This window comes from Mycobacterium aquaticum (genome assembly GCF_002086485.1).
Lineage (GTDB): Bacteria > Actinomycetota > Actinomycetes > Mycobacteriales > Mycobacteriaceae > Mycobacterium > Mycobacterium aquaticum.
Window position 1 is genome coordinate 197044 of the sequence record NZ_MVHF01000007.1, and the last position, 25595, is coordinate 222638.

The following is a 25595-nucleotide window of genomic DNA, read 5'->3' on the forward strand; positions in this document are numbered from 1 at the left end:
CCGGCCGGAGAGGAATGCGGTACATGGAGATCAGGGATTCGGTAGCCGTCGTCACCGGCGGGGCTTCGGGTTTGGGGTTGGCCACCACGAAGCGGTTGTTGGATGCGGGGGCGTCGGTGGTCGTGATCGATCTCAAGGGCGAAGAGGTGATCGCCGAACTGGGCGATCGGGCCCGGTTCGTGGGCACCGACGTCACCGATGAGGCCGGGGTGTCCGAGGCACTCGATGTCGCGGAATCGCTTGGCCCCGTGCGGATCAATGTCAACTGTGCGGGCATCGGCAACGCGATCAAGACCCTCGGTAAAGACGGGCCGTTCCCGCTGGCGGGGTTCCGCAAGGTCGTCGAGGTCAATCTGATCGGCACGTTCAACGTGATCCGCCTGGCAGCGCAGCGCATCGCCAAGACCGAACCGGTCGGTGAAGAGCGTGGTGTCATCATCAACACCGCCTCGGTGGCGGCGTTCGACGGGCAGATCGGCCAAGCCGCGTACTCGGCGTCCAAGGGCGGTGTGGTCGGCATGACCCTGCCGATCGCGCGCGATCTGTCGCGGGAGCTGATCCGGGTGTGCACCATCGCGCCCGGCTTGTTCAAGACCCCGCTGCTGGGCTCGCTGCCCGAAGAGGCCCAGAAATCGCTGGGCGCTCAGGTGCCGCACCCGGCCCGGCTCGGTGATCCCGACGAATACGGCGCCCTGGCCGTGCACATCATCGAAAACCCCATGCTCAACGGCGAAGTGATCCGCCTCGACGGCGCCATCCGCATGGCCCCCCGGTAACTGAGGAAGGCGAACATATGGCATTGAAGACGAAGTTCACCGAGACGTTCGGGGTCGAGCATCCCATCGTGCAGGGTGGTATGCAGTGGGTGGGTCGTGCGGAATTGGTTGCCGCGGTGGCCAATGCGGGTGCGTTGGGTTTTCTGACGGCGCTGACGCAGCCGACACCGGCGGATCTGGCCAAAGAGATCGCCAAGACCAGGGAGCTGACCGACAAGCCGTTCGGGGTGAACCTGACGATCCTGCCGACGATCAACCCGCCGCCCTACGACGAATACCGCCAGGTGATCGTCGATGCGGGCATCAAGATCGTCGAGACCGCGGGCTCCAACCCCGCGCCGCACCTGCCGATGTTCCACGACAACGGCATCAAGGTGCTGCACAAGTGCACATCGGTGCGTCACGCGGTCAAGGCGCAGAGCCTGGGTGTGGACGGCATCAGCATCGACGGGTTCGAATGCGCCGGGCACCCCGGCGAGGACGACATTCCGGGCCTGGTGCTGATCCCGGCCGCATCGGCCAAGATCGAGATTCCGATGATCGCTTCGGGTGGTTTCGCCGATGCGCGGGGTTTGGTGGCGGCGTTGGCGCTGGGTGCTGACGGGGTCAACATGGGCTCGCGGTTCATGTGCACCGCGGAGTCGTCGATTCATCAGAACGTCAAGGAAGCCATCGTGGCCGGCTCGGAGTTGGATACCGAATTGATCTTCCGTCCGCTGCGCAACACTGCTCGGGTGGCCAGTAACGCGGTGTCGCGGGAGGTCGTGGACATCCTCAACAAGGGTGGGCAGTTCCCCGATGTCAAGGATCTGGTGGCCGGCGTGCGGGGCAACAAGGTCTATGAACTGGGTGACCTGGATGCCGGCATTTGGTCGGTCGGTACCTCGATGGGCCTCATCAACGACATCCCCACGGTGGGTGAGCTGGTGTCGCGGATGGTGACCGAGGCCGAAGGACTCATCACGGGGCGCCTGTTGGACATGATCGGCGCCGATGAGACGGACCTTGAGAAAGAAACAGTCCCCGCATAGGCGGGGACTGGCCATCACGGCATGGGGTGCTGAGAAACGCCCGTGCCGGGCAAACTCAACGTGTGAAGCGCGCGCCGCGCGGCGCGCGCTTTCTCATACCGCGGTACGGAGCGGCTGGAAGTCGTCAAACTGCTCCGACGTATCACCCTCGACCAGGACATCGCCGTGGTAGAGAGCGTCGAAGTCGACCTTGATGACATCTGCACTGGTGTCGTCGATCCACATGTACTGAACAGTAGGTGTCACCATTAAGGAATCTTTGAGTCACGATTCGGAAAATGGTGGCAATACTTACTTCGCGGTAGGTTTCCGGCCGGTTCGGCGACTCTGGGGCGGGTTCTCAGCTCCCGCTGTGAGTGAAATGGATCGGGTTGGTGCCGTTCAGGGCGATCCAGGTCACGACCGCGATGGCTACGCCCGCCACCAACATGGCGACCGCGACCGAACGCGTGCCGCGGGCCCGGCCGAAGACCCGGTGATCGATCGACAGCGTCCCGGCCCCGGTGAACAGCAGGGCCGCCGCGGCGAAGGCCACCATGAACGGAACGTTGAACGGCTGCGACCAGAAGGCCCCGCCCGACACGTTCACCGCCCAGGCGTCGACCATCGCCGAGATCACCGCCAAGGCCGCCAGCGGAGTCAGTACCCCCAGTAGCAAGCCGATGCCGCCCAAGGTCTCCGCAGCGGTCACCATGAAGGCTGCCAGCGGCGGCAGTCGCCAGCCCCCGCTCTGCATGAACCCGGTGACGGTGCCGAAGTCAAAGGCCTTGATCAGGCCTGCCTGCAGCATCGTGGCGCCGGTGGCGATGCGCAGGATCAGCAGGCCGATGTCTGTCGTTGTGGTGTCCGCGCGGAGCGCTGTGGTGGTTGTCATGACTACTAGACCCGTCGTCGGCCGGCAATTCATCTCGTGCGCATCAAGTGTGAACGTTTCGCGGTCCTGCGCCGTATGAATCAGCGAGGCCGGTGTTGACGTCCCTAAGTTATCGGAGTTAAGTTAACGCCGGTAATGGGTCGTGGGAAGGAACCGACGTGCTGAACCGGATTGCTCATCTGGCCATCGCCGCGCCCAGGCGCATCCTCGTCGTCGCCGCATTGGTGATGGCCGCAGCCGCGATCTTCGGTATCCCCGTCGCCAAGAGCCTGTCCGCCGGCGGCTTCCAAGACCCGTCGTCGGAGTCCGCCCGGGCTGCCAAGCTGCTCTCGGACAAGTTCGACCGCGGTGACATGCAGCTGGTGATCAGCGTGACCGCCGATCACGGCGTACACAGCGCCGCCGCGACGGCCGCGGGCACCGACATCGTCACCGCGCTGCAGAGCTCCCCGGATGTGACGCAGGTCAGCTCGGCCTGGACGGCACCTCCGCCTGCCGCGGCCGGCCTGATCAGCAAGGACGGCCGGACGGGACTCATCGTCGCGGGCATCAGCGGTGGTGAGAGCGGGGCGCAGAAGCACGCCAAGGAACTGACGGACCGTCTCGTGCACGACCGCAACGGTGTGACCGTGCGCTCCGGTGGCGAGGCCATGATCTACGTCCAGATCAACGGGCAGAGTGAGAAAGACCTGTTGATGATGGAGTCCATCGCCATCCCGCTCAGCTTCGTGGTGCTGGTCTGGGTGTTCGGTGGGCTGCTGGCGGCCGCTCTGCCGCTGGCCGTCGGCGGGTTCGCGATCCTGGGATCGCTGGCGGTACTGCGCGGCTTCACCATGATCACCGACGTGTCGATCTTCGCGCTGAACCTCACCGTCGCCATGGGATTGGCCCTGGCCATCGACTACACCCTGCTGATCATCAGCCGGTATCGCGACGAGCTGGCCGACGGCGCCGCGCCCGAGCAGGCCCTGGTGCGGACCATGACGACCGCCGGACGCACCGTGCTGTTCTCGGCGATGACCGTGGCGCTGTCGATGGTCGCAATGGTCCTGTTCCCGATGTACTTCCTCAAGTCGTTCGCCTACGCGGGCATCGCGGTGGTGGGCTTGGCGGCGCTGGCCGCCATCGTCATCGCCCCCGCGGCGATCGTGTTGCTCGGCGACCGACTCGACGCCTTCGACGTCCGTCGTTTCGCCCGGCGCATCCTCGGCAGGCCCGAACCGGTGCGCAGACCGGTGGACCAGACGCTCTGGTACCGCATGACGAAACGCGTTATGCGGCGGTCGCTTCCGATCGGCGTCACGCTGGTCGCGGTGCTGCTGTTGCTGGGCGCGCCGTTCCTCGGGATCAAATGGGGTTTCCCCGACGATCGGGTGCTGCCGCAGTCGGCGTCGGCGCGTCAGGTGGGCGACGAACTGCGGACGGCCTTCGCGGCCGACGCGGCCACTACGGTGACCGTCGTCCTCCCCGATGCCGCCGGCCTCACGCCCGCCGATCTCGACCGGTATGCCGGTGCGCTGTCGACGGTCACCGACGTGACCTCGGTGTCCGCCCCGGGTGGCACGTTCGTCGGGGGACGGCCGGTAGGCCCGCCGTCGGCGGCGACCGGGCTCAAAGACGGCAGTGCGTTCCTCAGCGTCGGCAGTAGCGCACCACTGTTCAGCGCCGCGTCCGAGAAACAGCTCGACGCCCTGCGGGCAGTCCCTGCCCCGGCCGCGGTGCAGTTGACCGGCACCGCACAGACCAACCGGGACAGTTCCGTGGCCATCACGTCGCGGCTGCCGCTGGTTCTCGGCGTGATCGCGGCTATCACCTTCATCCTGCTGTTCCTGCTCACCGGCAGCGTGGTCCTGCCGCTGAAAGCGTTGTTGCTCAACGTGTTATCCCTGTCCGCGGCGTTCGGCGCTCTGGTGTGGATCTTCCAGGACGGCCATCTGGGCGCGCTGGGCACCACATCCACCGGAACGCTCGTCGCCAACTTGCCGGTGCTGCTGTTCTGCATCGCGTTCGGGCTGTCGATGGACTACGAGGTGTTCCTGGTTTCGCGCGTCCGCGAGTACTGGCTCGAATCCGGCGAGACGTCTCCACGCGCACGGAACGACGAGGCGGTGGCACTCGGCCTGGCCCGCACGGGCCGCGTGATCACCGCGGCGGCACTGCTGATGTCGATATCGTTCGCCGCGCTGATCGCGGCCCAGGTCGCCTTCATGCGGATGTTCGGGCTCGGGTTGACGTTGGCCATCCTCGTCGACGCGACCCTGGTCCGCGTCCTGCTGGTCCCCGCCTTCATGCATGTGTTGGGGAAGTGGTCCTGGTGGGCGCCTGCCCCGTTGGCCCGCCTGCATCGTCGGATCGGCATCAGCGAATCCGGTGCTGCGCCAACCAAACCCGTCGAACGGGAATGCGCCGCCGTCGGGGTGGCGGATGCTGGGTGATGTGATACAGCCCCTCAAGCGCCGACGCGCCCCGCGCGGTTCCGGAGAGCAATTGCGCGAGGAGATCCTCGACGCCGCCACCGAACTGCTGCTCGAAACGGGCCACGCCAAGGCCGTGTCGATCCGGTCGGTGGCGCAGCGAGTGGGTATCACGCCGCCGTCGATCTATCTGCATTTCGCCGACAAGGACGCGTTGCTGGACGCCGTGTGCGCACGGTACTTCGAGAAGCTCGACGAGCAGATGCAGGCGGTCGCCGACCAGCCATCGGCGATCGAGGTGCTGCGTGCGCAGGGTCTGGCCTACGTGCGCTTCGCCATGGCCACCCCGGAGCTCTACCGCATCGCCACCATGGGCGAGGGCAGGCCGGGCAGCGATGTCGACCTGACACTCAACAGTTCGGCGTTCATGCATCTGCGGACCTCCGTGGAAGCGCTCATCGCCGAAGGTGTCTACCCGGCGGGTGACGCCACGGCAATGGCGCTCGAACTGTGGACCGCGGCCCATGGCGTCGCGGCCATGCTCGTCGCCAAGCCGTATCTGCCCTGGGGTGACGCCGAGGAATTCGCCGACCGTGTCTTGCGCGCGGTGTGTCTCGGGCAGATCGTCGGGGGCATGATCGGCACCGACGTGGCGCCGAGCGACACCGTCGCCCGGTTGAAGGAATTCGCCGAAGGGATCCACCAATGAGCACTCCGACCATCGTCGACAACCCGTTCTTCGCGCGGGTGTGGAAAACGCTGTCGAGCTACGAACCGGACGCGCTGCGCCGGCTGCGGGCCGAGAACCTGACCGGGCTCACAGGCCGGGTGCTCGAGGTCGGCGCGGGCACCGGCACCAACTTCGCGCTCTACCCCGACACGGTCACCGAGGTCGTGGCGATCGAACCCGAACGCCATCTCGCCGAGGTGGCGCAGCAGGCCGCGGCCGTCGCGTCGGTACCTGTCAGGGTGACCGGTGAAACCGCCGAACAATTCGCGAGCTCCGAGCCGTTCGACGCGGTGGTCTGCTCACTGGTGCTGTGTTCCATCGATGATCCGGGTGCTGTTCTGCGGCAGCTCTTTTCGTTGTTGCGCCCGGGTGGGCAACTGCGGTACCTGGAGCACGTGGCCAGCTCGGGTTACAAGGATCGGCTGCAACGGATCGCCGATGCCACCGTGTGGCCGCGGCTGCTGGGAAACTGCCACACACATCGCGACACCGAGCACGCCATCGTAGAGGCCGGTTTCGTGATCGACGGCGCCCGTCGCGAATGGGTGTTGCCGTCCTGGGTGCCGCTGCCGGTGTCGGAGTGGGCAATCGGGCATGCTGTGCGGCCGGCGTGACTCTCTGGGGGTGACTACACCCTGCTGCTCAGGTAGCACTCGAGTTTGTCCAGCCGCGGTTGCGAGCACGGGTCCTCGACCGCGACTGCTGCGACACAGCAGGCGATTTCGAGGGCGACGCGATGCGGAAAAGCTCGGGTGAGGGCACATGTCAGAGCCGCAAAGAAGGCATCACCCGCGCCGACTGTGCTCACCACTCGGCTGACCGGGAAGGCTTCCAGCGCTTCGGTTTTGCGTCCCCGCTCCCGGAGTTCGGCCCCTTGCGCGCCCAGCGTCACCGCCACGAGCGCGGCGTCGGCGAGTTCCGGCATGTCGCGGTACTCCGCGGCGTTCACCACAAACAGGTCGGCACGATCGAGCAGCGCGGCCGGGATACGTTGACTCGGAGAGGGATTGACGGCGACCAGTCCCTCGAACTGCTCTGCCGCGCGCACGACTTCGGGGATCGGGATCTCGAACTGCAACATCAGCGCGTCGGCGTCGGCAAGGGCCGCAGGCGGCGCTGCGGCGTGTGCGTTGGCACCGGGAACGACGATGATGCTGTTCTCACCGGCCCGGTCGACGCCGATCAGCGCCATACCGGATGGAAGCACGTCATCGAACTCGACGGTGCTCACGTCGACGCCGAAGCTCTCCAACTGCTCGCGCAGCCAGACTCCGTCGGCGTCGTTGCCGACCGCGCCGATCATCCGGCTGCGGCCGAGCAGCTGCGCTGCGGCGGCAGCCTGGTTGGCGCCTTTGCCGCCGAGCCCGCGGACGACGCGATGAGCCAGCACCGTCTGCCCAGGCCTGGGCAAGGTCTCGACTTCGACGGTCAGATCGAGGTTGATGCTGCCCAGGACGGCGATGAGTGGTTCAGGGCCGGTCGGCATGGTCTATTCAGCCGACCTTTCGCTCCCTGCGAGAGGTAGGCCGTGCAATATGGAGCGCAGCGCGACGGCTTCGCGGGGAACGAATTCGGCCACCGTCAGGCCGACCAGATCGAACGCTTCCGCGATGGCCGCGATGGTGCGCAGTGCGGTCGCCTTCGAGATTCCGCCCTTCTCCCATGCCATTCCGAAGGCGAGTTCATCGCTGTCGATAACATCGAGGTCGAAGTGGACCGCGACATGGCGGACTCCGCTGTCGCGGATCCACCCGAGGACCGCGTCGACGAATGGCTCGGTGTCGGCGGGCGGAATCAGGCGCAGCCCCCAGGACTCATGCGTGTGGCTGTCTTGATCGTCCCACGCGTGCACCCCTGCGAGCAGGACCCGACTCGACGGCAGCGTGGCCGGCATGCTCTCGAGGACGTCGTTGTCGCCGCGCCCCGACAGGTGGCTGACCACCATGGTGTTGAAGCCACGGTTCGGGCCGCCGGGCAGGTTGCAGTCGGCGTGACTGTCGAGCCAGATGACGACAAGGTCGTCGGCGTATCGTTCGGCGAGGTAGCCGAACGGTGTCAGGCTGACGGCACACGTGCCACCGAGAGTGAGGATGCGGTCGGCGTCCGCTTCGCGTATGAGCGACAGCGCTTCCGCGTGTTGGCGCAGCACCTCGTCCTTCCCGACGATGCCGTCGATCTCAGGTAGGTCGTGGCTGTAGTCGGGCACCGCCACGCGCACGGTGGGCCCATCGTGCCGGGGAGCCAGCGCGGCTGTCAGTTGTCCGCCGAGGCCGTAGACGGTGCGGCTTTCGGCGACGTCGAGGCCGGGGGTGTAGTGCGCCACGGCCTGCGGTTCGCCGCCCTGCCATTGCGGCCATTCGAGTCGCAACGTGGTCATCATCGACCTCCCACCGGGCTGGATGTCGCGGTCACCCGAGTGTCGATGGTGTTGATGGGGGAACGTGCGACCAGTTGGTATTCGGCTTCGCGATCGAAGTCGCGGGTCAGGAACAGGTACAGCCCGCCTGATACGAAAAGCCCTACGGCGAAGGAGAAGTCGGCGCCGCCGATTGCCGCAGCGGCGGGGCCAACCCAGACGGTGGTGCTGAAGAACGGGATCATCGCGATGAATCCCACTGTGTAGCTGATCATTCCCGAGCGTCCCCAGCGCCCGTAGATGCCGCCATCGGTCTTGAGGATGTCGCTGATGGAGAGGATTCCCCGGCGAACGATGTAGTAGTCGATGAGGTTGACGGCGGTCCACGGGATGAGGAAGTAGGTCAGGATCGCCAGGAAGACGCTGAACGCGTTGAGTGCGTTCTCCGGCACGAAGAGGCTGGCGAAGATGGCGATCGAGCCGAGCGACACGATCGCTGCTGCCCTGACCTTGAAGGTTGAGGTGAAGCGGCGGAAGCCTTCGACCGCCGTGAGAAACGCGATGGATCCGCTGTAGAAGGCCACCGCGACGGCATTGAGGCAGGTGAGCAGCGACACCACCATCATGACGCCGGCCAGCACCGGGGACATGTTCGCGGCGAGTTGGTCGAAACCCGCGACGGTGCTGGCATCGGGGTAGGCGATCGCCAGGATGGCACCGAGAATCTCGATCCAGATCGCCGAGAGCAAGGTGCCGCCGAAGACGGTCGCCGACACCTTCCAACCGGATATCCATTCGGGCAGATAGCGGGTGTAGTCGGAAACCACTGGCGCGACGGCGATCTGGAACGTTGCCGACGCGGCGAACTGCAGCAGGAACGGCGCGAGCCCGAAGTCGGCGACGCCGAGGTAGGCGCCGACGGGCAGATAGCGCAATGCGCACACGCTCAGCACGACCAGTGCGGCGAGCATCAGGTAGGAGACGGTCTTCTCCGCCCGTAGCACCACCTGGTAGCCGATGGTGGCCACCAGCAGCGCGACGACGCCGACGCCCAGGGACAGTACCGGTAGTGAAATCCCTGTGGTGATGACGTGAATCGACGCCGCACCGGTCTGCACATAGAAGATGGCGAAGCCGAACTGCACGAGAGTCGCTGCCACGAGCGGCAGTACGGCGCCGCGCGTCCCGAACTGCGCCCGGGACTGGATCATCTGGGGCAGTCCCATGCGCGGGCCTTGCGCCCCGTGAAAGGCCTGGAACAGCGTGCCGAAGACGCTGCCGAGCACGATCGCCGTGATCGACCATCGCAGGCCGAGGCCGGCGAGCGACCCGAGTGCCCCGGTGGACGCCGTGAGGAACGAGGCGTTGATCATGAACCACAACTGGGTCTGCGACCAGAGACTTCCCGTGCGTGCCGAGGGCGGCACATAGTCGAACGAACGGTCTTCGACGAGTTCTACGGCCATTGTTTGTCCTTGGTTGCTGTCGTTACCGGGCGTCGACGGTGGTGCGGTCTGCCGCCCATGCCATGAGCGCGAGCCAGAGTGCGGCGTACCCCTCCCAGGCCACGAATGACGGTGGCGCCCAGTGCGGGGACATGTCGGAGGTGAATGCGACCGAGCGACCGGCCTTGACCGTGCGGACCGCGACAAGGGGGGAGCCATTGATTTCGGCCAGCACCTCGGAATCGAGATGCGGGTTGGTGCGGTTGAAACCGAGCAACGCGGGCCAGGTTTCACCCGTGCTGCCGAGGGCAGGGTGGCCTGCGGCGGTCACGGTCGGTACCGCGCCCTCGGGGGTTTCGGCACGATCGTCGGTCAGCAGTGGCGCAACGGCGAGAATGTCGCCGATCGGGCTGTTGGCGTAGTTGGCCTTGGCGTCGATTCCGGAGAACGACAGATAGCCGCCGATCATGGCCAGGCCGCCGCCAGTCTCGACGTATTCCCGAAGGGCGGCAAGACGATTGGGTTCGGGCTGGCTGCGGTTGAACACCGCCCGAGTGAGCAGGAATGTGTTGGCTCCGACATCGCTGATCACGACGACGTCGTACTCGCCGAACTCGGCCGGCGAACGCGGACAATCGCTTTCGATCTTGTGGGCCGGGATGTGCGTGACGTCCCACCCACCTGAGCGCATCGCGGCGACGAATTCGGCGCCACCCTCGACGTATTCGGTGGTGGTGAAGGTGTCGAACCCTTTTTGGTGGATCATGTGGGTGGTCCAAGACTCACCGAGCAGAAGCAAACGCGGCATGACAGAGGTCCTATCTGATCAAGAGATGGTTCCGGAGGGGAAGTGCTGCAGGAATTTCCAGTCGTGTTCGGGGACGATGATGTCCGCCGAGTTGCGGATCCTGTCGTAGCCCGTCATGAGCTCCGGCAGATTCCAGAATGAGCCCATCGGCCAGTTGAGTTCGAGATTGACGTAGTTGTACATCACATCGCTTGTCAAACACACTACGCCCGAGCCGGTTTCGACCAGCACCACCATACATCCCGGGGTGTGGCCGCCGATCTTCAGCAACCGGATTCCGTCGGCGAGGTCGTAATCGCCGTCGATCACGCACAGCCGGTCGCGGATCTGATCAACCTTGTACACGTACTCCGGGTAGTAGAACATGCAGAAATGAGGTGGTGTGGTGGCTTGTGGCAACTCGTCCTTCTGCACGAAAAACGTTGCGTTCGGGAAGATCTCGTTGTTTCCCACATGGTCGAAGTGCAGGTGGGTCAGGACGACGATGTCGACGTCCTCGGGCTTGACGCCGTAGCGGGCGAGCCCGGCCCGGAGATCCTGGTCATGGCTGCGTGACGCGACGAAGTCGACGCCGTAGCGGTGCTGCATCGCCGCGACTTCGTCGACGTCACCCAGTCCGGAGTCGATGAGAATGGTCTTGTCACCACCGAGGATGAGCCACACGGGCACCGGGACCATGACACCCTCGTGCACCGAACCATCAAGGCGCACAATGTCATCGCGGAAGCCGTACAGAAGTGCCTTGTTATCGGGGATGTCGGGGTGAATTCCGCTGTTGAGGATGGATACCGACAACGAGCTCTCGAGCTCGCCGGTGACGATGTGGTGAATCTGAAGAGACATGCTGTTCCTTTGGTTCGCTGCGGGTCAGCCCGCACAGCTACGACGCCGGTCAGTCGGCGTCGGACATGCACAGTGACGTCGTCCCGCGCACGATGAGTTCCACGCGCTGGACGTGCCGTTCGGCCGGTGGCGGGCTTGAGGTGTCGATCGAGGCGATGAGTGCCTCCGCGGCACGGAATCCGAGCTGCCACACGTCTTGTCTGACGGTCGTCAGGCCCGGATTGGTCATGCCGGCGATGTTGATGTCGTCGAACCCGACGACCGAAACATCTTGCGGGACATGCAAACCGATCTCCATCAGCCGCTTCATCGCGCCGAGCGCCATCAGATCGTTCGTCGCGAAGACGGCAGAGAAATCGATGTCGTGCAGCGGGCCGACGGCATCGGTCAGCGCCGCGTATCCGCCGTCGTAGGTGAAGTCGCCGCCGATCACCACGGGTTGCGGGAGATCGTGTGACACCCAGGCGTCCGAAAAGCCCTGTGCGCGGTCGTCGGAGCTGGCGAGCCCGGCCATGGACAGGATGATTGCGTCTGTGTGGCCGAGTCCGATGAGGTGCTCGGCGGCAAGCCGACCGCCTTCGGCATTGTCGGAAACGAATGAGCAGGTGTTCGACCCGAGCACCTCTTCGTCGACCAGCACCACCGGGATGCTGCCGAGGGAATCGGCCATTTCCCGGTGGGTGGTCGGTGAGCCGGCCGCGTAGACCACGCCGTCGACCGCGCGGGAGCGGATGGTCTCCAGGTAGAGCAGTTCGCGGTCGTGATTGAACGCCGAATTGCAGAGCACCATGTTGTACCCGGCATCGATCGCCGCCTCTTCGACGCCTTTGGCCAACTCGGCGAAGAAACTGTTCGAGATGTCCGGGACGATCAGGCCGAGCAGTCGGGTGCCGCCTGTGGCCAGGTTCTGGGCGGCGCGGCGAGGGCTGTAGCCGAGTTCGTCCATGACCTCCTGCACGCGGCGTCTGGTCTCCTCCGACACTGCGCGCCGACCGCTGAGCGCATGCGACACCGTCGTCGGGCTGACACCCGCCAGCCGCGCGACTTCAGCGATCGTGGCCATCCTCAACTCCTATGCAAAGCGCTTTGCATGATGCAGATCGCAATCTAGCGCGTACGAACCATTGAGTGCAATACCTATGGAACGGCGACGGCCTCAGCCCAGCAGTGCGGCCCTAGCCGAGAAGTGTCGGCAGGCGCTGCAGCAGTCCGGGCAGCGCGCTCACCGCGGTCTCCCGCAACGACACCGTCGCGCTGTCCGACAGCGGTGTGCGCTGCGGATTGACCTCGATGACGGGGATGCCGTTGGCCAGCGCTGCCTCGGGAAGACCGGCCGCCGGGTACACGATCGAACTGGTCCCCACCACGATGACGAGGTCGGAATTGCCCACCGCGGCCACCGATTGTTGCCAGGCCCGCTCGGGCAGCGGTTCGCCGAACCAGACCACGTTCGGCCGGATCAGCCCGCCGCAGAAGCACACTGGCGGCTCGACCTCCTCCACGGGCTCCGGCATCTCCGGCAGCACCCCTTCGAATTGTGATTCGCAAGCGTCACAGCGGAATTCGAAGAGACTGCCATGCAGATGGTGCACATTGGTGCTGCCGGCCCGCTCGTGCAGGTTGTCGACATTCTGGGTCACCACGTGCACGTCGGCGTAGTCCTGCCAGGCCGCCACGGCGCGATGTCCGTTGTTCGGTTCGACCGCATCCATCATGTAGTGCCGCCACAGGTACCAGGCCCATACGCGCTCCGGGTGCCGCTGCCACCCTTCCGAGCTCGAGATCTCGTAGGGGTCGACCTTGGCCCACAGGCCCGTCTCGACGTCGCGGAAGGTCGGCACGCCACTTTCCGCCGATATCCCCGCACCGCTGAGCACTGTCAATTGCACGTTCACCAACGTAGCGGCTTTGGGTGATACTGAGCACGTGACCGAGTTGGGGGATTGGGTCCGGGTCGATCCGGATGCTGACAGGCCGTTGTTCGACCAGTTGAGAATCCAGATCATCGACGGCATCAGAGACGGGCGCCTTTCGCCGGGCACCCGGCTGCCGACGGTCCGGGAGTTGGCGGGCCAGATCGGACTGGCTGTCAACACCGTGGCCAGGGCTTATCGCGAACTTGAGGCGGCAGGCGTGCTGGAGACCCGCGGACGGTACGGCACGTTTGTCGCGCGGGCCGATCCGGCGGATGCCGCGATGGCCGCGGCCGCGAATTCGTTTGCCGAAGCGGCTCGGGCGCTGGGCATCGCCAAGGTCGATGCGCTGCGTTACCTCGACACGGCATTCGACTAACCGCGCGGGTTCGCCTGACCCCGCCAGCGCACCACGTCGAGAGCCACCGCGACGTCGACGGCGGATTCGGCGAGCGGGCGGGGCAGGAGTTCATCGGCGCGGGCCAGCCGACGCAGCAGCGTGTTGCGGTGCGTGTAGAGCGTCGCTGCCGCGCGCGACGCGTTGCACTGCTGTTCGACGAAAGTCCGTACCGTTTCCTGCAATTCGGTACTTGCTGTCTCGAAATCACCGAGCACTCGACTGACGAAGGCGGCAGCGCGGTCGGCGTCGGCGGTGATCAGCGCGACCAGTTCGATCTCGGTGAAGGTGGCGATCTGCTGTGGCGAGTGCAGCCGCGCCATCATGTGCTGGGTGGTGAGCGCGCCGAAATGGCTGCGCCGGAAGCCGTCCACGCCCTCGGCGGTCGGTCCGATCGCGATCCGGATGTCGGGATCCGCACGGATGTGCTCACCCAGCGCTGCCACGTCGATCGGGCTGTGTGTCCACACCCAGCGCGTGGCCACGCTGGCCAGCAGGCTCAGGGGGCGCGTCACCCCGAAAGACTCGGCGGCGCGGTCCAATCGGACCAGGTCGCTGTCCGGGCGTTCGGTCCAGATCACCGCCGCGGTGTGCGCGCCGGTCAGTGAGTAGCCGAGGCGCGTCTCGGCGCGCTGGCGCGGGATCGGGGCCCCGTCGAGGATCAGTGCGACAGTTTCGCGCCGCTCGGCATGGGTGCCCCGGGTGAGCTCGTCGCGCTCGAGCTCGATCTGCGCGGCAATACCGGACAGCGTCGCATCGATGAAGGCGCTGATCGACCGTGAGCAGACGTCGAGCAGTTCGTGCAATTGCCCGGCGTCCGATGTCAGTTCGAAGGCGATTTCCATGAGGCGCCGCCACGCGACACCCTCGCCGACCCGGTAGGCGTCGAGTGGGAATCCGGTGATGCCGCGCCGCACCATTTCCCGTGCGATGCTCAGTGGTTCGGGCCCGGTGTTCGGCGGCACCGGCGCCCCTGGGTCACGGACATTGGCCGCACCCCAGAAGAACAGATTGGCCCGGTTGCTGCGGCTGACCGCACCCGCGAGTTCGGGATCCGCCGCGATCACCGGGCTGGCGGCCAGCACGGCTTCGTCGAGCTCCTCCAGCCATTCCGGGCGTGCGGTTACGACGATCTGCGCGCATTGCCGGATCAGCTCCCGCACCTGCGGTGACGGCAGTTGCCACGTCATCCGCCAAGCCTAGGGCGGTGGTGCACAGTGCACCATCGACTCTTCGAAATGGTTTGTTTTGACCTTGGTGGCGCCCCCGGAACCCGCGACGATTGAACACATCTCCACCAGACCACCCCACGGGAGCCCGAATGACCCTCACCGAGCACGTTGACGTCCTGATCGTCGGGGCCGGCATCTCCGGCATCGGCGCGGCCTACTACCTGCAGCAGGAGCACCCGGGACGCAACTTCGCGATCCTCGAGGCCCGTGGCGCGACCGGTGGCACATGGGACCTGTTCCGCTACCCGGGAATCCGCTCGGACTCCGACCTGCACACCTTCGGCTACGAGTTCAAGCCGTGGCGTGACGAGCACGCCATCGCCACCGCCGACAAGATCCTGGCCTACCTGCGGGAGACGGTGACCGAAAACGGCATCGACCGCAAGATCCGGTTCCACCACAAGGTGCTCGGCGCAGCCTGGAGTTCGGCCGACGCCCGCTGGGTCGTCGACGTCGAACGCACCGACGAGCGCGGCGAGGACGTCGAACTGGTGCAGATCTCGGCGAACTGGCTGTTCTGCGCGGGCGGCTACTACCGCTACGACCAGGGCTACACGCCGACGTTCGAAGGGCAGGAGCGGTTCACCGGGCAGATCGTGCACCCCCAGCACTGGCCCGAAGACCTCGATTACACCGGCAAAAAGGTCGTCGTGATCGGCAGCGGCGCGACCGCGGTGACGCTGGTGCCGTCGATGGCGCCGACGGCAGGCCACGTGACCATGCTGCAGCGCTCGCCCTCCTACGTGCTTCCGGTGCCGGCCAAGGACTCTTTCGCCAACACCGCCAAGCGGCTGCTGGGCGATCACCGCGGATACGCCCTGACCCGGCGCAAGAACATCATCAAACAGCGCGCCGTCTACACGCTGTGCCAGAAGTACCCGACCGCTGCGCGCCGGCTGATCCGCAAGGTCAACGCCAGCCAGCTGCCCCAGGGGTATGCCGTCGACGAGCACTTCGCGCCGCAGTACAACCCGTGGGACCAGCGCTTGTGCGCCGTGCCCGACGGCGACCTCTTCAAGGCGATCAGCAACGGCACCGCCTCGGTGGTCACCGACCGCATCGCGACCTTCACCGAGCGCGGCATCCTGCTCGAGTCGGGCCGCGAGCTTGACGCCGACATCATCGTCACCGCAACGGGTCTCAACGTCCAGCTGTTCGGCGGCATGACGCTCACCGTCGATGGTCAGCCGGTGAATCTGCCCGAGGCCGTTGCCTACAAGGGCATCATGCTCTCGGGTGTGCCGAATTTCGCGTTCGCCTTCGGGTACACCAACTCGTCGTGGACGCTCAAGGTCGGGCTGCTGTGCGAGCACTTCTGCCGACTGCTGAAGTACATGGACGACAACGGCTTTGACTCGGTGCGGCCCGTGTTCGACGATCCGGGTATCGCGACGCTGCCGCTGCTCGACTTCGCCGCGGGCTACGTGCAGCGCGCCGCCGACCAGATGCCGCGGCAGGGCGCCAGCGGACCCTGGGTGATGTCGATGAACTACACCTACGACGCGGACATGCTGCGCAACGGCCCGGTGGTCGACCCGAGCCTACGGTTCGGATCCCGGCGTACTGCCAGGAATTCGGCACAGACCCCACAGCTCGTTCTCTGAGGTTCGTTCTCGCGGATCAGCGGCGTCCGGTGGCTATGCTCTGCGCACATGGAGACGTTCTCGCCGGCGCTGCCACCCGAGATCGACGGCGTGCCCTCGGCCGTCGGCGCAGAACTGCCACCTGGGCCGGTTCCCGGCCGGCCGTACGCACTGCCCGCCGACGTGCTCGCCGAACAGTACGGACCACTGTTCTACGGCGACTTCACCGGCAGCCGGCGGCTGTACGCGTGCTCGCTGGCGCTGGTCGACGAACTCTGCGACGAGAGCCGGTTCACCAAGGGCATCACCGACCGGCTCGACCGCTTCCGCACCCTCGTCGAAAACGGGCTGTTCACGTCGTATCCCGGTGAAAACGGTTGGCAGCAGGCGCATGACGTCCTGATCCCCGGCTTCAGCTTCAGCGGGCTGCGCAGCTATCACCCGGCCATGCTGGACATCAACCGGCAGTTGCTGGCGCAGTGGGATGACGCTGCTGGGCGGCGCGCCGTCGACGTGGCCGGCGACCTCGCCAAGCTCGCCATGGACACCGTCGGCCTGGCCGGATTCGGCGCCCGGTTCGACTCCTACCACCACGACGGACTCGCCGATATCCCGGCGAGCTTCGCGGCCGCGCTGGACCAGATCCTCGCCCCGGGCGGTGGCGACCGGACGGTCTTCGACGCCGAGCGCGACAAGCTCTACGCCTTCATCGACGACCTGATCGCCGGGCACCGCGCCGGAGCCGCCGACCTCGACGACCTGCTCGCGCTCATGCTCGAACCGGGCGCCGACGGTACGCCGCTCCTCGACCACGACGCCGTCCGCAACCAGATCCTGACGTTCCTCATCGCCGGGCAGGACACCACGTCGACGCTGATGCCGACGGCGATGTACAGCATCGTCAAGCACCCCGCAGTGCTGCACCGGGCCTGTCGCGAGGTGGATGCGCTGTTCGGCCCGGACGACGACCATGTGCCTGCCTTCGACGAGATCGGCAAACTCACCTACATCCGCCAGATCGTCGACGAAACGTTGCGGCTCTCACCACCGGTGCGCGAGATCGACCGAATGGCCTTGGCTGACACCGTCATCGGGGGTCGTTATCCGATACCGAAGGGCACGGTTGTCACGATCACCACCTCGGCGTTGCACCGCCAGCCCGAATGGGGTGACAACGTCGACATCTTCGATCCGGACCGCTTCGGCGTCGAGCACGCCGCCGCGCGGCCCGCGAACCTGTTCAAGCCCTTCGGCACCGGAGCCCGGTCGTGTATCGGCAGGCAGTTCGCGTTGCACGAGGCGACGATGGCGTTGGCGACGCTACTGCACCGCTACCGCTTCCTTGACGTCGAGCATTACCAGCTGCGCACCCACAGTGACCTGCTACGCAAACCCGTCGGCTTCCATCTTGAGTTGGCGCGGCGCACTCCGTCGGATCGCCGGCACGCCGAACCCGCCCCGCAGGCGGCAACCGCGGCACGTCCGCGTGCCGTGGCCGCGCCCGGTTCGAAAGTGACTGTGCTGCATGGCTCGAACCTCGGCAACTGCCGGGCGTTGGCGCAGCAACTGGCCGACGAGGCGACCGATCTCGGTTACCAGACGACCGTGGCCGCCCTTGACACGGCAGCGGGTGCGCTGCCGGGCGAGGGTGCGGTGGTGGTGGTCGCCGCGTCGTACAACGGCCAGCCCACCGACGACGCAAGACGTTTCGTCGAATGGCTCGACGATGCCGACACACCGAAGCAACCGGCCATCCCGTATGCCGTTCTCGGTGTCGGAGATCGCAACTGGGCCGAGACGTATCAGTCCGTCCCGAAGCGTATCGACGAGCGTTTGGCGGAACTGGTTGGTGCAGCGGTGATTCCGCGTGGTGAGGCGGACACGTCAGGCGACTTTGCCGGAGCGGTCGAGGATTTCTCGGCGGCGCTGTGGCAAGCTCTTGCCCCCGCATCGGGTACCGCGGTGCTCGACGCTGCCGACAACACGGAGTTGCTCTACGAGCTGCGCGCCATCGACGGCCCGGTGACGTCGGCGATCGACGCGCGCTTCGAGGTGCAGCCCGCCACGGTGCTCGACAACGTGGCGCTGGTCGACGTCGATGCCCACGGTATGGGAAATGGCAAGCGGCTCATCCGGATTGCGTTGCCCGATGGCGTCGAGTACCACACCGGGGACCACGTGACGGTGCTGCCTGACAACAGTCCCGAGGTGGTGGAGGAGGTCGCCGAACTGCTTGAGCTGCGGCTCGACCGCCGCATCTCGGTCAATCCCCGGCGCAGCACCCGACGGGCCATCGCCATCGACCGCGAAGTCAGTGTGCGCGAATTGCTCACGCATTTCATCGAATTGCGCAAGGCCGCCAGCCGCAGCCAGCTGCTGAAGCTCGCGATGGCCAACCCCTGCCCACCCGAACGCACGGCGCTGGCCGAACTCGCCGAACACCCCGAGACCCGGGCGCTGAGCGTCACCGAGTGCCTGGCCGAGTTCCCGGCCACCGAGCTGTCGCGTGCCGAACTGCTGGAGTTGTTCGAGCCGATGGGCACCCGGCACTATTCGATCGCCTCGTCAGCGCGCCGGTCGGCGAGGGAGGTCGAGTTGGTGGTCAGTGTGCTCGAGGGGCCGGCGCGCTCCGGGTACGGCGTGTTCCGCGGGGTGTCGTCGAGCTACCTCGCCGATGCCATACCGGGACAACAGATCCGGATGCGCGTCGACACTGCCCGCAAGGCGTTCCGGGCCGGTGCCGAGCCGGCGAAGAACGTCATCATGGTCGGCGCCGGAACCGGCGTGGCCCCGTTCCGCGGCTTCATCGGCGACCGGCTCGCCGCGCAGGACGCGGGTGAACCGTTCACGTCGGCACTGTGCTTCTTCGGCGTGCGGCATCCCGATGTGGACTATCTGTTCCGGGACGAGTTCGAGGCGGCCGAACAGGCCGGCGTCGTGCGGATGCGCCCAGCTTTCTCGAGGCGGCCCGAAGACGAGATCCGGTACGTGCAGGACCGTATCGCCGCCGACGCCGACGAGGTGTGGGCGATGCTTGGCGACCCGGACATGGATGCCCACGTATACGTCTGCGGAGACGGGGCCCGGATGGCTCCTGCCGTGCGCGGCGCGTTCCGGGACATCTATCGCCGATTCACCGGGGCCGACGACGACGCAGCCGCCGGCTGGCTTGCCGATCTGGTCAACACTGATCGGTACGTCGAAGACGTGTGGGCGCAGTAGCGGTGAGCTGAGTTGTAACTACTGCACGACCACGACGGCAATGACCGCCAGCAGAAGCAGCACAAGGTAAATCGTTGTGTCGTTGGCGATTCCGTATTTGATGCGGCTCGTGATGGCAAAGATGGCACTGACCACGATCCAGCCGAATGCGACGTACCCGAAGCCGTGGCCGACTTGTGTGACGAATCCGTACTCGGTCCCGGTCATATCGAACCGGTGGTGATCAGCGAACAGTTGGCACACACGTGCGATCACCGAGAAGCTGATACTGATCCCGACGGCGGTGTCAGCGATCCACCACGCAGTTCGTCGCGACGCCGCCAACTCGTTCTGGCTCACCGCAGCACCTTCTCCACGGTCCGCAGGTTGCGGGTGGTGGTCGATGACTTGTACCGCTTCTTGCCCATGGTCTTGCCGATGGTGCTGTCGAGGGTGGCGTTGCGGGCGACCTGCCAGTAGAGCACGCCGTCACCGCGCTGCACCTTCTCCTCGGGTCCCGGTTCAAGGGCCGCCAATTCGTCGAGCAGATCGGCGTCGCTGACGAACGTGACATACGAGTGGTGGCCTTCGACTTCACGCTCGAACGGGTAATCATCCGACAGTGCGCGCAGCTCATCGACGTCGTACACCAGCACCCACGCCTCGTAACCGAACGTGTCGCGCAGCGCCCGTTCGGCCTTGGAGCGCACGGCCTTGGCGCTGGATCTACTGTCCAGCAATACATTTCCACTGGCAAGGATCGTCTTGACGTTGTCGAAACCGGCGTCGGTGAGGGCTTTGGCCACCTCGGCCATCTTGAGGTTCACACCGCCGACGTTGACGCCGCGCAGAAAGACCGCATATCGGGGCATGGGATTACTCCTTGAGCAGGGTGGCCAATTCCGCCTGCGACGTCGTGGTGATGACATGCAGTACGTGCTGGTAGTTGGGGGAGCGCGCCGACACGATCGAGGTGTGGGTGTCGCCGGGCAGCAACTCGACCGCAGCCCGGCCGCCGCGCTGTTTGACCGCCGCGACGTAACGCTGGGAGTTCGCGGGTGCGACGACGGTGTCGCGGGTGCCGTGCAGGGCGATCACCGGAACCGTCGGATCGATGTTCTGGATCGGGTCCACCGATGCGTAGCGGTCCGGAACCTCACTGGGGCGTCCACCGAGCACGGTGACGATGTGGTCGTCACCGTGGTTGGCGGCATACACCATGTCGAGCGGACCAGCCAGCGAGATGACCCGGGTCGGACGGAAAACCGGCCGAGCGCCCTCTTCGTTGGCCTTGAGGTTTTTGCGGGTGCCTGCCCATACTGCGAGCTGAGCCCCCGCGCTGTGCCCGACGACCAGCTCGTCGTCGGTGGTCAGCTGGGGATACTTGCGGGCCACCTCGATGATGTTGTCGAGCGCGTGGGCCACGTCGCGGAACGTGTTCGGCCACCCACCGCCGGAGCCGATCCGGCGGTATTCGACGTTGTAGACCGCGAAACCGCGGCCGGCGAGTTCGCGGGCCAGGCCGTCGAATACGTGGGCGCTGAGGGTGCTTTGCCACGCGCCACCGTGGATGAGCACGATCAGCGGGATGCTGTCGACCCGCTGCGGGCCTGCGGGCAGGTACAGGTCGGCCCAGTTCTGGCCGGTGTCGGCCGGGGAGCCGGGCCGCTCATCGATGGGGTACCAGAACCGTTCGACCGTGATCTCGGCGAGGCTGACCAACTCGGGCGCGGGGGCGAGCACCTTCGGCGCAACCGAACTCTCCGCACACGACGGCACCACCGCAACTGCCAACACCGCGCCGAAAACGGCGGCCAGGTCCCTCCGACGCAATGCCCTCTCCCTTTGCCTGACACCATATTCGGCGCGGGCGGCTGGGGCTAGGCGAATTCCAGAAGCGTGATGCTCGGCCGCGCCCGGTGGAACGCGCCGACGCGATCCAGTGGCGGCCACGCCGCCACTTTGAACAGGCCGCGCCCGGGCGGCAGCGCGATGTCGCGCGCTGCCCGCACCCCGGGAACGCGTTCGGCGAGGGCCAGGCCTTCATCGGCGGTCATCCCGAACGGCATAGGCGGCGCGACATAACGATCGGACAGCCGTAGACCTTTGATGGTGCGGCGACTGAACCAGTGCGGGACCGAGTCGAACATGAACCGGCCGCCGGGGAATCGCGCGGCACAGTCGGTGATCAGGTCGATCACGTCGTCGGCCTGCAGGTACATCAACAGGCCTTCGGCCGTGATGAACACCCCGTGCGACGCGTCGACTCGGTCCATCCAGCTGCGGTCCAGGGCGGACTGGGCCAGCGCCACGATGCGGTCGTCAGCCGGCAGCAGCTGTTCGCGCAACGCCATGACGGGTGGCAGATCGACCGAGTACCAAGTCAATTCGTCGGCGACGCCCGCCTGGGCCAGTCGCCAGAAACTGGTCTGCAAGCCCTCGGCAAGGGCCACCACCGCGGCCCGCGGATGGGCCGAGAGGTAGTCGGTTGCTTCGGTGTCGAACGCGCGGGCCCGCAAACCGTGGGATTGGTTGGGCCTGCCGAACTTGAGGTAGTCGTAGTCGATCGCGTCGAGCAGGGAGACCGCCCACGGGTCCCTGATCACGCCGTCGGAGCGCTTGGCCTCGGTGCCGCGGTTGTGCAGTGTCCACAACGTGGTGGCCGAGACACCGTCGAGGATATTGCCGTCAATCACAGTCATCGAGTTGATAGTAAAGACGTACGCTCGGTTCATGGGGCGCCACGTTTTCGACGACAAGCTCTTGGCACTGATCAGCGGCAACTCGCTGGGCGTGTTGGCCACGATCAAACAGGACGGGAGGCCGCAGCTGTCGAACGTGTCCTACTACTTCGACCCGCGTGCCGTGGCCCTGGAGGTGTCGATCACCGAACCGCGGGCCAAGACCCGGAACTTGCGCCGCGATCCGCGGGCATCGATCCATGTCAGTTCCGACGACGGTTGGGCGTATGCCGTCGCCGAGGGCGACGCAATCCTCACCCCACCCGCGGCATCCCCCGACGACGACACCGTCGAGGCCCTGATCGCGTTGTATCGCAACATCGCCGGGGAGCACCCTGACTGGGACGACTACCGGCGGGCCATGGTCGACGATCGTCGGGTGAAGCTGACACTGCCCATCTCGCACCTGTACGGAATGCCGCCGGGCCTCCGGTGATTGGCTAGGCTGGCGCCATGGCGGAGACACCGGAAGCAGACGACACCAAGGCTAAGTTCCGGGAGGCGCTGGAACGTAAGAAGGCCCAGGCAAGCGGCGGATCGGCGCACAAGGACGGCGGCAACAAGCAGCCCCGAGCGCACGGCCCCGTGGAGAACCGTAGGGAGTTCCGCCGCAAGAGCGGTTAGGGCGTTGTGACAGCGCCGAGGATTGCAGTCACCCAGTGGCTGCGATCCTCTGCGGTGTCGCCAGCCAGCGGGCGGCGGCCAGCGCGGTCAACATCACCGCGACGCAGTACAGGCCCTGGTCTTTGAGTCCCCACGCCACCGAGGTGAGGGTGGCAGCGCCCGCTGTGCAGAGCAGCAAACCGACTGTGGCGCTGCGGATTCCACGGTGGTCGACCGCTCCGCCGTCCCACAGGGGCAGCGGGGAGTTCTCCAGCGGCCGCAGAGCGACGAACGCCATTGCCACCACCGCGGCCATGAGCACCAGCTGCAGCACGGACAACGCGACGAAGCCGGGGGAAGCCGGGTCGTACCGGTCGAAGCCCAGGTAGTCGAACACCAGGTGCATGCCCAGCAGCAGCGGCATGTGCCACAGGTACAGCGTCATCGCGCCGGAGTTGCCGATCGCGGCCAGCCACCACACCCGCGGCCGCCGCGCCCACCTGGCGATCGCGGGCGCCGCGGCAATCGCGAACGCGCACATCATGATCGCGTGCCCGGCCAGCAGCAGCGAAGGAGGCGTCATGTTCTTCAGATGCTGGCTCTCGATGCCGACCAGGCTCAGCTCATAGGGGCCGAACACCAGCAGCGCCAGGTTCACGCCGAGCATGGAGATACCGAGCGCCAGCGCCGACCGGCCGGGTAGGAGGTTGCGGCGGTAGGCCACGCCGAACATGCCGGGGATCAGCCACACCACGGTGTTGAGGTAGCCCAGCGTGGCGTAGCCGTGGACGTTGATCCGGATCGCGTCGATCACGGCGATGAACGCATAGGTACCGATCACGGCGGCGGCCAGCTGTGCCGTCGTGGTGATCCGGGACAGCAGCGGCACCGCGGCGAGCACCAGCACGTAGGCGCCGAGGAACCAGAGCAGCTGAATCGAGATGCCGGCGACCGGCTCGTACACGTGGATCGGGAGCACGAACCGCAGCACCGCCAGCGTCACGCCCCAGAACGCCAGGTAGTAGAACACCGGCCGGTACAACCGTGTGCAGCGCTTCAGCAGCCAGCCACCCCATGGCGTCCCGGGGCGCCAGGACGTGACCGATGCCGCGACCCCGGCGAAGAAGAACAACGGCATGATCTGCAACACCCAGGTCAGGGCCTGAAACACGGTCGAGGCCGTGAGCAGGTTGCTCCAGATGAAGACATCGTCGCGGATGGTGCTGGTAGCCATGACGGTGTGCCCGAACACCACGCCCACCAGGGACACGATGCGGATCACGTCGATGGCGCGGTCACGGCCGGCCGGGGTGGCCGCCTCGACTTCGGCGGGGGTGGGGAACAGCGATGCGGCTTTGGCGGCCGGTGTCGCGACAGCACTGGTCATGGCAGTAACGCTAAGGGCTTCACGGTCGCGCAGATCTAGGTAATTGCACTCAATTCGGCCTCGCGGGCCTGCCGGGATTCCTGCCACAGGATGGCTGCCAGACAGATGACGGCAAGCACGCCGATCGCGATGGCGAACGCCACGCCCGCGGTCCGCAGACCCCAGACGCGGGCTGCCAGACCCTCGCCGACCACCGGCAGCGAGATGGCCACATAGGCGACGACGAAGTAGGTGGAACTGACCTCCGCGCGGCGCTCCGGCGGCGTCAGCTCGGCGACCGCGGCTAGCCCGCGGCTGAAGCTGATGCCCTGCCCGACGCCCGCCACCACGGCCGCGACGATCAGTCCGAACAACGACGAAAAGTACAGCGCGACAGCCAGAACGGCCATGCCAGCCGCGAGGATCGCGCAGCCGATCGCAACCGCGCGCTGCGGCGGGATGAGCGTCGCGGCGATCTGCGCGACGGCGGATGCCGCGAAGATCGAGCACGCGATGGCACCCGCGATCGCGTGGTTGTCGATGCCGACGACATTGGCGAGAAACGACGGCGCCACCGCGGTATACAGACCGGTGACGGCGAAACCTGCGAACGCCGCCAGTGCCGCGATGACGAACACTGCGCGCACCTCGGCAGGAACGGACAGGCGCTGCACGCCGATGCTGCCGCTGCGCTCCGAGGTCTCGGGAACGACCAGAACGGCGATGCCCGCGATGACGGCGAGCACGATATGGATCAGGAACGGCAGCTGCAGCGGATGCGGTGCGTACTGCACCAGCAGGCCTGCCAGCAGCGGGCCTGCTCCGAGCCCGCCGATGTTGGCAACCGTCGCAATCGTGGCGGCACGCGTGTGCCAGCGCGGCGGTGCGGCCTCGATGACGGCGGCGGTGGCGGTGCCCGTGAACAGACCTGCCGACAAGCCGGACAGCACCCGGCCGATCAGCAGCACCGGCACCGAGTCGGCGACCAGGAACACCACGGCGCTGGCCAGAGCAGCAATTACACCGGCCAACAACATCGGTCGTCGGCCCACCGCGTCAGACCACCGGCCGAACACCAGCAGCGCGAACAGCACGCCGCCCGCGTAGGTGGCGTAGACCACCGTCGTGGTGAGCACCGCGAAATGCATGCGTTCGGCGTACAGCGCGTACATCGGGGTGGGCAGTGTCGTGCCGACCATGATGGCTGCGAACGCATAGGCGAGTAGGCCGAACGCGAAGGCGGAACGGTTACGTGGCTCGGGGCTCCGGGAGTCGGGCATGT

General features: G+C 66.3%; 26 protein-coding genes. 10 read left to right on the plus strand and 16 right to left on the minus strand.

From position 1 onward, the window contains the following. Positions 1-23 precede the first annotated feature (23 nt). A complete protein-coding gene (locus BST13_RS10370; protein ID WP_083163426.1) occupies positions 24-776 on the plus strand; it encodes a 3-hydroxyacyl-CoA dehydrogenase in 753 nt (250 codons plus the stop codon). A 17-nt stretch (positions 777-793) separates the two neighbouring features. Then, the gene (locus tag BST13_RS10375) at positions 794-1807 is read left to right on the plus strand and encodes an NAD(P)H-dependent flavin oxidoreductase (protein WP_083163302.1); all 1014 of its coding nucleotides are present in this window, start codon (positions 794-796) and stop codon (positions 1805-1807) included. 93 nt (positions 1808-1900) lie between these two features. Here BST13_RS10375 and BST13_RS40180 read toward each other — a convergent pair whose 3' ends face one another. Beyond that, entirely contained in the window at positions 1901-2032 is a 132-nt protein-coding gene (locus BST13_RS40180) for a hypothetical protein (protein ID WP_018598896.1), read from the minus strand. Between the two features lie 115 nt (positions 2033-2147). After that, positions 2148-2681 (minus strand): DoxX family protein, encoded by a 534-nt coding sequence (locus BST13_RS10380; RefSeq protein ID WP_083163305.1) that lies wholly within the window; start codon positions 2679-2681, stop codon positions 2148-2150. Positions 2682-2839: 158 nt separating this feature from the next. On the opposite strand from BST13_RS10380, the gene BST13_RS10385 reads away from it, so the two are divergent. Genes BST13_RS10385 through BST13_RS10395 form a run of 3 tightly spaced genes read left to right on the plus strand, consistent with a single transcriptional unit; the run spans position 2840 to position 6439 of the window. Beyond that, positions 2840-5116: an MMPL family transporter gene (locus BST13_RS10385; protein ID WP_083163308.1), complete on the plus strand. Its 2277-nt coding sequence runs from the start codon at positions 2840-2842 to the stop codon at positions 5114-5116. Continuing rightward, entirely contained in the window at positions 5106-5804 is a 699-nt protein-coding gene (locus BST13_RS10390) for a TetR/AcrR family transcriptional regulator (RefSeq protein ID WP_083163311.1), read from the plus strand. Before BST13_RS10385 ends, BST13_RS10390 begins: the two co-directional genes overlap by 11 nt. Then, on the plus strand, positions 5801-6439 hold the full coding sequence (locus BST13_RS10395; protein WP_083163314.1) for a class I SAM-dependent methyltransferase: 639 nt from the start codon (positions 5801-5803) through the stop codon (positions 6437-6439). The genes BST13_RS10390 and BST13_RS10395 overlap by 4 nt, the downstream gene beginning before the upstream one ends. Positions 6440-6453: 14 nt before the next feature. Here the strand turns inward: BST13_RS10395 and BST13_RS10400 are convergent, their stop codons facing one another. The 7 genes from BST13_RS10400 to BST13_RS10430 form a co-directional block, all read right to left on the minus strand. Beyond that, on the minus strand, positions 6454-7311 hold the full coding sequence (locus BST13_RS10400) for a PfkB family carbohydrate kinase (RefSeq protein WP_083163317.1): 858 nt from the start codon (positions 7309-7311) through the stop codon (positions 6454-6456). 3 nt (positions 7312-7314) lie between these two features. Next, complete coding sequence (locus tag BST13_RS10405; RefSeq protein WP_158087138.1) at positions 7315-8202, minus strand: arginase family protein; 888 nt, start codon at positions 8200-8202, stop codon at positions 7315-7317. Then, positions 8202-9647 (minus strand): purine-cytosine permease family protein, encoded by a 1446-nt coding sequence (locus tag BST13_RS10410; protein ID WP_083163322.1) that lies wholly within the window; start codon positions 9645-9647, stop codon positions 8202-8204. Before BST13_RS10410 ends, BST13_RS10405 begins: the two co-directional genes overlap by 1 nt. Positions 9648-9669: 22 nt before the next feature. Continuing rightward, the gene (locus BST13_RS10415) at positions 9670-10434 is read right to left on the minus strand and encodes a glutamine amidotransferase (protein WP_083163325.1); all 765 of its coding nucleotides are present in this window, start codon (positions 10432-10434) and stop codon (positions 9670-9672) included. An 18-nt stretch (positions 10435-10452) separates the two neighbouring features. After that, positions 10453-11277 (minus strand): N-acyl homoserine lactonase family protein, encoded by an 825-nt coding sequence (locus tag BST13_RS10420; RefSeq protein ID WP_083163327.1) that lies wholly within the window; start codon positions 11275-11277, stop codon positions 10453-10455. A 49-nt stretch (positions 11278-11326) separates the two neighbouring features. Further along, positions 11327-12340, minus strand: coding sequence for a LacI family DNA-binding transcriptional regulator (locus tag BST13_RS10425; protein WP_083163330.1), 1014 nt, complete (start codon positions 12338-12340; stop codon positions 11327-11329). A gap of 112 nt (positions 12341-12452) precedes the next feature. Further along, positions 12453-13166 carry an NAD-dependent deacylase gene (locus BST13_RS10430; RefSeq protein WP_083163429.1) on the minus strand — a complete coding sequence of 238 codons (714 nt, stop codon included), beginning with the start codon at positions 13164-13166 and terminating at the stop codon, positions 12453-12455. A 37-nt stretch (positions 13167-13203) separates the two neighbouring features. On the opposite strand from BST13_RS10430, the gene BST13_RS10435 reads away from it, so the two are divergent. Further along, positions 13204-13569, plus strand: coding sequence for an Rv1152 family transcriptional regulator (locus BST13_RS10435; protein ID WP_083163333.1), 366 nt, complete (start codon positions 13204-13206; stop codon positions 13567-13569). Here BST13_RS10435 and BST13_RS10440 read toward each other — a convergent pair. Beyond that, entirely contained in the window at positions 13566-14777 is a 1212-nt protein-coding gene (locus BST13_RS10440; RefSeq protein WP_083163335.1) for a helix-turn-helix domain-containing protein, read from the minus strand. The two genes, BST13_RS10435 and BST13_RS10440, sit on opposite strands and share 4 nt — an antisense overlap. A gap of 131 nt (positions 14778-14908) precedes the next feature. Here BST13_RS10440 and BST13_RS10445 point away from each other — a divergent pair, with 131 nt between their 5' ends. Continuing rightward, positions 14909-16423 carry a flavin-containing monooxygenase gene (locus BST13_RS10445; protein WP_083163338.1) on the plus strand — a complete coding sequence of 505 codons (1515 nt, stop codon included), beginning with the start codon at positions 14909-14911 and terminating at the stop codon, positions 16421-16423. Positions 16424-16471: 48 nt separating this feature from the next. Then, positions 16472-19624 (plus strand): bifunctional cytochrome P450/NADPH--P450 reductase, encoded by a 3153-nt coding sequence (locus tag BST13_RS10450; RefSeq protein ID WP_083163340.1) that lies wholly within the window; start codon positions 16472-16474, stop codon positions 19622-19624. Between the two features lie 18 nt (positions 19625-19642). Here the strand turns inward: BST13_RS10450 and BST13_RS10455 are convergent, their stop codons facing one another. The 4 genes from BST13_RS10455 to BST13_RS10470 are packed head-to-tail and all read right to left on the minus strand — an operon-like array spanning position 19643 to position 22305. After that, positions 19643-19963, minus strand: coding sequence for a hypothetical protein (locus BST13_RS10455; RefSeq protein ID WP_083163343.1), 321 nt, complete (start codon positions 19961-19963; stop codon positions 19643-19645). Then, positions 19960-20475: a DUF1697 domain-containing protein gene (locus BST13_RS10460; RefSeq protein ID WP_083163346.1), complete on the minus strand. Its 516-nt coding sequence runs from the start codon at positions 20473-20475 to the stop codon at positions 19960-19962. The genes BST13_RS10455 and BST13_RS10460 overlap by 4 nt, the downstream gene beginning before the upstream one ends. 4 nt (positions 20476-20479) lie before the next feature. Then, positions 20480-21436, minus strand: a complete 957-nt coding sequence (locus tag BST13_RS10465; protein ID WP_425437002.1) for an alpha/beta hydrolase family protein — start codon at positions 21434-21436, stop codon at positions 20480-20482. 47 nt (positions 21437-21483) lie between these two features. Continuing rightward, on the minus strand, positions 21484-22305 hold the full coding sequence (locus BST13_RS10470) for a class I SAM-dependent methyltransferase (protein WP_083163433.1): 822 nt from the start codon (positions 22303-22305) through the stop codon (positions 21484-21486). Positions 22306-22336: 31 nt separating this feature from the next. Here BST13_RS10470 and BST13_RS10475 point away from each other — a divergent pair, with 31 nt between their 5' ends. Together BST13_RS10475 and BST13_RS38235 are read left to right on the plus strand one after the other, a co-directional pair. Then, positions 22337-22780 carry a PPOX class F420-dependent oxidoreductase gene (locus BST13_RS10475; RefSeq protein WP_029366812.1) on the plus strand — a complete coding sequence of 148 codons (444 nt, stop codon included), beginning with the start codon at positions 22337-22339 and terminating at the stop codon, positions 22778-22780. Between the two features lie 17 nt (positions 22781-22797). Continuing rightward, positions 22798-22968, plus strand: coding sequence for a DUF5302 domain-containing protein (locus tag BST13_RS38235; RefSeq protein WP_087075055.1), 171 nt, complete (start codon positions 22798-22800; stop codon positions 22966-22968). A gap of 28 nt (positions 22969-22996) precedes the next feature. Here the strand turns inward: BST13_RS38235 and BST13_RS10480 are convergent, their stop codons facing one another. Further along, positions 22997-24334 carry an acyltransferase family protein gene (locus BST13_RS10480; protein ID WP_083163349.1) on the minus strand — a complete coding sequence of 446 codons (1338 nt, stop codon included), beginning with the start codon at positions 24332-24334 and terminating at the stop codon, positions 22997-22999. 35 nt (positions 24335-24369) lie between these two features. After that, complete coding sequence (locus BST13_RS10485) at positions 24370-25593, minus strand: MFS transporter (RefSeq protein ID WP_083163352.1); 1224 nt, start codon at positions 25591-25593, stop codon at positions 24370-24372. Positions 25594-25595: the final 2 nt, after the last annotated feature.